Raw genomic sequence first — 6,000 nt, forward strand, 5'->3', positions numbered from 1 at the left:
GCGCGTTACGCGAAGCGTTGGTGAAACAGGCTGGCGTCAGGCCGCGGCGTGTCCGGCTGCCGGAAGACGGCCGGAGGGCGCGCAGCGGCTTCTGGCCGCCAGGCCGGTAACCTGTGCTGCGACACGAGCGAGGGGAGGGAGGGGAGTGCGATTGCGGGGATGCCCTCGGGAGGGCAGGGACGCCTCGCGCAGCCGCATCAGGGTGTGCCGACTCCTGCAACAGCTCGCTTTCGGCTGGTCCACGAAGCCGTGCGCCGGGCGCGCGACGAGAAGGCGGATCGAAACCTCTACTGCGTCTACTGCGGTGAGGGGACAACGCGATGCGAAGGTGGCCGCAGGCGTCCTGCGCCCGAGGCCGACACTGCCGGCGGCCCGCGCCGTTCTTTGCGCGAACCGGCCCGCCAACCCTTGCTCGAACGGCAGTGTAGGAGCGGGAAGGGTCAAAGTCAACCGTATCTTATGTCTTATATAAGACATATCTGTTGCAGGAGAAATGCTGGACTCGCGGGGGGGCTTTATGTTGAAATGCGCGCCATGAGTGCGAACCCGGCCAGCAACGCGAATCCCCCCGCTCCCGAGAGCGGCGCGGGCGCATCCGCGCCGGCCGCGTCGCCGACCTTCAGCCCGCTCTATCAGCAGATCAAGGGGCTCATTACGCAGAGCCTCGAATCCGGCGAATGGAAGCCCGGCGAGATCATTCCCAGCGAAGTCGAACTGGCCGGCCGCTACAAGGTGAGCCAGGGGACCGTGCGCAAGGCGATCGACGAACTCGCCGCGGACAACCTGCTGGTGCGCCGTCAGGGCAAGGGCACTTTCGTTGCAACGCACAATGAAGAACGCGCCCAGTTTCGCTTTCTGAGATTGCTGGCCGATGACGGCGCCGAACACCCCCACATCAGCAAGCTGCTCGAGTGCCGGCGCCTGCGCGCCTCGGCCGACATCGCGCGGCAGCTGGACCTGAAGCCGTCCGACCCGGTAGTGCTGATCCGCCGCCTGCTGCAGTTCGACGGCGAGGCCACCGTGCTCGACGAAATCTGGCTGCCCGGCGCCGTGTTCCGCGGCCTGACCGCGGAGCGCCTCGCCGAGTACAAGGGGCCGCTCTACGCCATGTTCGAGGCCGATTTCGGCACCCGCATGATCCGCGCGACGGAAAAGATCCGCGCGGTGGCGGCGGACCCGGCCGTGGCCGACCTGCTCAACGTGCCTGCCGGTTTTCCATTGCTTTCGGTCGATCGCGTGTCCTATACCTATGGAGACCGGCCGGTCGAAGTGCGCCGCGGATGGTATGTCACAACCGGGTATTACTATCAGAATGATTTGAGTTGAAGCGGGGTGGCGCGCCCCTGCACGAGAGAGGCAGCGCGGCGGCGCCCCGGTCCCCATGCGCCATCATTGCGCGCGCACGGAAGCAGCCGGCAGGCGTGGATTTCGCTGCAGCGCGATATGAAAAGGCGGTAAAATTGCATATTAGTGTTTCTACATAGTAGGGGTCTAGCATGGCTGAAGCCGCAAAAAAACCGAGGCCGGAATACCGGAACATCGGGATTGGGCAGATATTGTTCGCCTACCGCCTGCCGCTAGCAGGTCGCGTATCGATCGGTCACCGTGTGAGCGGTGCGCTGCTGTTCATCTTCCTGCCTTTCCTGCTGTATCTGTTTGACCAGAGCCTCACGTCGGAACTCAGCTTCCAGGTCTTCCAGGCTTTCCTCTCCAATATCGTCGTCAAGCTCATCGTGCTGGTTCTCGGATGGGCGTTCCTCTTCCACTTCTGCGCCGGCGTGCGCCACCTGTTCATGGATTTCAACCATGGGCTGGCCGGCAAGCAGCAGGGCAAGTCGACTTCCCTCGTTGTCGTGATCGTCTCCTCGGTCCTCACGATCGCCTTCGCGGCGAAACTCTTCGGAGCGTTCTAAAACATGTCTGCCAAAAACGGAATCGGTCCGAAGCGCCTCGTCGTCGGCGCTCACTACGGCCTGCGCGACTGGATCGCGCAACGCGCCACCGCGGTCATCATGGCGGTCTACACGATCGTCCTGCTCGTGCTGTTCTTCGGCGCGCACGATTTTTCGTACGACGGCTGGGCATCGATCTTCGCCGCGCAGTGGATGAAGCTCGCCACCTTCGTCACGCTGGTCGCGCTGTTCTATCACGCCTGGATCGGCGTGCGCGACATCTGGATGGATTACATCAAGCCGGTCGGCCTGCGTATCACGCTGGACGTGCTGACGATCGCATGGCTGCTGGGCAGCCTCGGCTACGCCGCTCAGATTCTCTGGAGAGTGTAAAAGAATGGCTGCAATCAAGAATTCTCTGCCGCGTCGCAAGTTCGACGTGGTTATCGTCGGCGCGGGCGGCTCGGGGATGCGCGCGTCGCTGCAACTCGCCCGCGCGGGCCTGTCGGTCTGCGTGCTCTCGAAGGTGTTCCCGACGCGTTCGCACACGGTCGCGGCTCAAGGCGGCATCGGTGCATCGCTCGGCAACATGAGCGAAGACAACTGGCACTACCACTTCTACGACACGATCAAGGGTTCCGACTGGCTCGGCGACCAGGACGCGATCGAGTTCATGTGCCGCGAAGCGCCGAACGCCGTGTACGAGCTCGAACACATGGGCATGCCGTTCGACCGCAATGCCGACGGCACGATCTACCAGCGCCCGTTCGGCGGCCACACGGCCAACTACGGCGAGAAGCCGGTTCAGCGCGCCTGTGCTGCTGCCGACCGTACCGGCCACGCGCTGCTGCACACGCTGTACCAGCAGAACGTCGCGGCGAAGACCACGTTCTTCGTCGAATGGATGGCGCTCGACCTGATCCGCGACGCCGAAGGCGACGTGCTGGGCGTGACCGCGCTCGAAATGGAAACGGGCGACGTCTACATCCTCGAAGGCAAGACCACCCTCTTCGCCACGGGCGGCGCGGGCCGGATCTTCGCGGCGTCGACCAACGCATTCATCAACACGGGTGACGGCCTCGGCATGGCGGCCCGTGCGGGCATCGCGCTGCAGGACATGGAGTTCTGGCAGTTCCACCCGACCGGCGTGGCCGGCGCGGGCGTGCTGATTACCGAAGGCGTGCGCGGCGAAGGCGGCATTCTGCGCAACGCCAACGGCGAGCGCTTCATGGAACGCTACGCACCGACGCTGAAGGACCTCGCACCGCGCGACTTCGTCTCGCGTTCGATGGACCAGGAAATCAAGGAAGGCCGTGGCGTGGGTCCGCACAAGGACCACGTGCTGCTCGACCTCTCGCACATCGGCGCCGAGACGATCATGAAGCGTCTGCCGTCGATCCGCGAAATCGCGCTGAAGTTCGCGAACGTGGACTGCATCAAGGAACCGATCCCGGTCGTGCCGACCATCCATTACCAGATGGGCGGCATCCCGACGAACATCCACGGCCAGGTCGTGGGTACGTCGAAGGGTCACGAAGATCCCATCAACGGCTTCTACGCCGTGGGCGAATGCTCGTGCGTTTCGGTGCACGGCGCGAACCGCCTCGGCACGAACTCGCTGCTCGACCTCGTGGTGTTCGGCCGCGCGGCCGGCAACCACATCGTCAAGCACGTGAAGGAGCAGCGCGATCACAAGCCGCTGCCGGCCGATGCGGGCGACTTCTCGCTGGCCCGTCTTGCCGCGCTCGACAACTCGAACTCGGGCGAATACGCGCAGAGCGTGGCGAACGACATCCGCGGCACGATGCAGAAGCACGCCGGCGTGTTCCGCACCTCGGCCCTGCTGGCCGAAGGCGTGAAGGAAATCGCGCAAGTGGCGGAGCGTGCGAAGCACATCCACCTGAAGGACAAGTCGAAGGTGTTCAACACGGCGCGCGTGGAAGCGCTCGAAGTGGCGAACCTGGTCGAAGTTGCGCGCGCAACGATGGTCTCGGCCGAAGCCCGCAAGGAAAGCCGCGGCGCGCACGCGCAGAGCGACTTCGAACATCGCGACGACGAAAACTGGCTGCGCCACACGCTGTGGTACAGCGACGACAACCGACTCGAATACAAGCCGGTTCACATGCAACCGCTGACCGTCGAATCGGTGCCGCCGAAGGCGCGTACGTTCTAAGCGACAAGCCAGTCAAAAGGAATCGGAAATGGCCAAACGAATTTTTGAAGTCTACCGCTACGATCCGGACAAGGACGCGGCGCCGCGCATGCAGTCGTACGAGCTGGAAATCACGCACGAGCGCATGCTGCTCGACGCGCTGCTGAAGCTCAAGGAACTGGACGAAACGCTGTCGTTCCGCCGTTCGTGCCGCGAAGGCGTGTGCGGTTCGGACGCCATGAACATCAACGGCAAGAACGGTCTGGCGTGTCTCACGAACCTGAACGAGCTGCCGCAGAAGATCGTGCTGCGTCCGCTGCCGGGCCTGCCCGTCGTGCGCGACCTGATCGTCGACATGACGCACTTCTTCAACCAGTACCACTCGATCAAGCCGTACCTGATCAACGACACGCCGCCGCCCGAGAAGGAGCGCCTGCAGTCGCCCGAACAGCGCGACGAGCTCGACGGCGTGTACGAGTGTATTCTGTGCGCGAGCTGCTCGACGTCGTGCCCGAGCTTCTGGTGGAACCCGGACAAGTTCGTCGGCCCGGCCGGTCTGCTGCAAGCCTACCGCTTCATCGCGGACAGCCGCGACGAAGCCACCGGCGAGCGTCTGGACAACCTGGAAGATCCGTACCGCCTGTTCCGTTGCCACACGATCATGAACTGCGTCGACGTTTGCCCGAAGGGCCTGAACCCGACGAAGGCGATCGGCAAGATCAAGGAACTGATGGTTCGCCGCGCGGTTTGACGCGGCGTATCGGTTGAAATTGGTTGAAATGGAATCGCACCAGTCTGACCCCCTTCGCCGCGCACGCCTTCGCTGGCGCGCGCGGCGCGGTCTGCTCGAAAACGACCTGATTTTCGAGCGTTTTTTCGACCGCTACGAGCATGACCTCAGCGACGCCGATGTGGGTGCCCTCACGCGCCTGCTCGAGCTGAGCGATAACGACCTGATGGACTTGCTTCTCGCACGCAAGGAACCAGAGGGCGAACTTGCCGACCCGGACGTGAAGCGGGTGCTGGAGCTGCTTCGCAACGTGTAAGGCGCGGCGGTATCTGCTGCGATGTCTGGTGATATCCGCGGCGATGTCCGCGTAGTGATGTCTGTACCGATCTCTGCAGGTGCCGCGCCCGACGTGCAAACTATCGAATCCCGTATTTATCTTCGATTGAGGATGTGCTATGACCCCGTCTGATGTAAAAGCCACGCTATCGTTCAGCGACAATTCGCCGAGCGTCGAACTGCCGATCTACAAGGGCACCATGGGCCCGGACGTGATCGACATCCGCAAACTGTACGGCCAGACCGGCAAGTTCACGTACGACCCGGGCTTCATGTCGACGGCGGCGTGCAACTCGGCGATCACGTATATCGACGGGGACAAGGGCGAACTGCTCTACCGCGGCTACCCGATCGACAATCTCGCGCAAAACGCCGACTTCCTCGAAGCCTGCTATCTGCTCCTGAAGGGCGAGCTGCCGAACAAGGCCGAGAAGGACGAGTTCGAGAAGACCGTCACGCAGCACACGATGGTGCACGAGCAGATGCACTTCTTCTTCCGCGGCTTCCGTCGCGACGCGCACCCGATGGCGATTCTGGTGGCCGCGGTGGGCGCGCTCTCGGCGTTCTACCACGACTCGCTCGACATCAATAACCCGCGTCACCGCGACATCTCGGCGATCCGCATGATCGCCAAGCTGCCGACGCTCGTGGCCATGGCGTACAAGTACTCGATCGGCCAGCCGTTCGTGTACCCGCGCAACGAACTCTCGTACAGCGCGAACTTCATGCACATGATGTTCTCGAACCCGTGCGAAGAGTACAAGGTCAACGACGTGCTGGTGCGCGCGCTCGACCGCATTCTCATCCTGCACGCGGACCACGAGCAGAACGCGTCGACCTCTACGGTGCGTCTCGCAGGCTCGTCGGGCGCGAACCCGTTTGCGTGTATT

7 protein-coding genes are annotated in these 6,000 nt (G+C 63.3%); all 7 read left to right on the forward strand.

The genetic code is table 11. The features are described 5' to 3' along the window. The first annotated feature begins 534 nt into the window (after positions 1-534). The gene (locus BFE01S_RS20390; RefSeq protein WP_042338075.1) at positions 535-1,326 is read left to right on the forward strand and encodes a GntR family transcriptional regulator; all 792 of its coding nucleotides are present in this window, start codon (positions 535-537) and stop codon (positions 1,324-1,326) included. 170 nt (positions 1,327-1,496) lie between these two features. After that, positions 1,497-1,913, forward strand: a complete 417-nt coding sequence (gene sdhC, locus BFE01S_RS20395) for a succinate dehydrogenase, cytochrome b556 subunit (RefSeq protein ID WP_028227094.1) — start codon at positions 1,497-1,499, stop codon at positions 1,911-1,913. A 3-nt stretch (positions 1,914-1,916) separates the two neighbouring features. After that, complete coding sequence (gene sdhD, locus BFE01S_RS20400) at positions 1,917-2,285, forward strand: succinate dehydrogenase, hydrophobic membrane anchor protein (RefSeq protein ID WP_028227095.1); 369 nt, start codon at positions 1,917-1,919, stop codon at positions 2,283-2,285. Positions 2,286-2,289: 4 nt separating this feature from the next. Continuing rightward, positions 2,290-4,065, forward strand: coding sequence for a succinate dehydrogenase flavoprotein subunit (sdhA, locus tag BFE01S_RS20405; protein WP_028227096.1), 1,776 nt, complete (start codon positions 2,290-2,292; stop codon positions 4,063-4,065). 28 nt (positions 4,066-4,093) lie between these two features. After that, a complete protein-coding gene (locus BFE01S_RS20410; protein ID WP_028227097.1) occupies positions 4,094-4,795 on the forward strand; it encodes a succinate dehydrogenase iron-sulfur subunit in 702 nt (233 codons plus the stop codon). A 28-nt stretch (positions 4,796-4,823) separates the two neighbouring features. Further along, a complete protein-coding gene (locus BFE01S_RS20415; protein WP_042338036.1) occupies positions 4,824-5,090 on the forward strand; it encodes an FAD assembly factor SdhE in 267 nt (88 codons plus the stop codon). A 139-nt stretch (positions 5,091-5,229) separates the two neighbouring features. Continuing rightward, a partial coding sequence (locus tag BFE01S_RS20420; protein ID WP_028227099.1) for a citrate/2-methylcitrate synthase occupies positions 5,230-6,000 on the forward strand: 771 nt, incomplete at its 3' end.

Source organism: Paraburkholderia ferrariae NBRC 106233, from assembly GCF_000685035.1.
GTDB classification, from domain to species: domain Bacteria; phylum Pseudomonadota; class Gammaproteobacteria; order Burkholderiales; family Burkholderiaceae; genus Paraburkholderia; species Paraburkholderia ferrariae.

Excerpts from the sequence above, each read along its gene's own strand:
- sdhA (WP_028227096.1), top strand. The coding sequence starts at position 2,290 with ATGGCTGCAATCAAGAATTCTCTGCCGCGTCGCAAGTTCGACGTGGTT.
- BFE01S_RS20410 (WP_028227097.1), top strand. The coding sequence starts at position 4,094 with ATGGCCAAACGAATTTTTGAAGTCTACCGCTACGATCCGGACAAGGAC.
- BFE01S_RS20390 (WP_042338075.1), top strand. The coding sequence starts at position 535 with ATGAGTGCGAACCCGGCCAGCAACGCGAATCCCCCCGCTCCCGAGAGC.
- sdhC (WP_028227094.1), top strand. The coding sequence starts at position 1,497 with ATGGCTGAAGCCGCAAAAAAACCGAGGCCGGAATACCGGAACATCGGG.
- BFE01S_RS20415 (WP_042338036.1), top strand. The coding sequence starts at position 4,824 with ATGGAATCGCACCAGTCTGACCCCCTTCGCCGCGCACGCCTTCGCTGG.
- sdhD (WP_028227095.1), top strand. The coding sequence starts at position 1,917 with ATGTCTGCCAAAAACGGAATCGGTCCGAAGCGCCTCGTCGTCGGCGCT.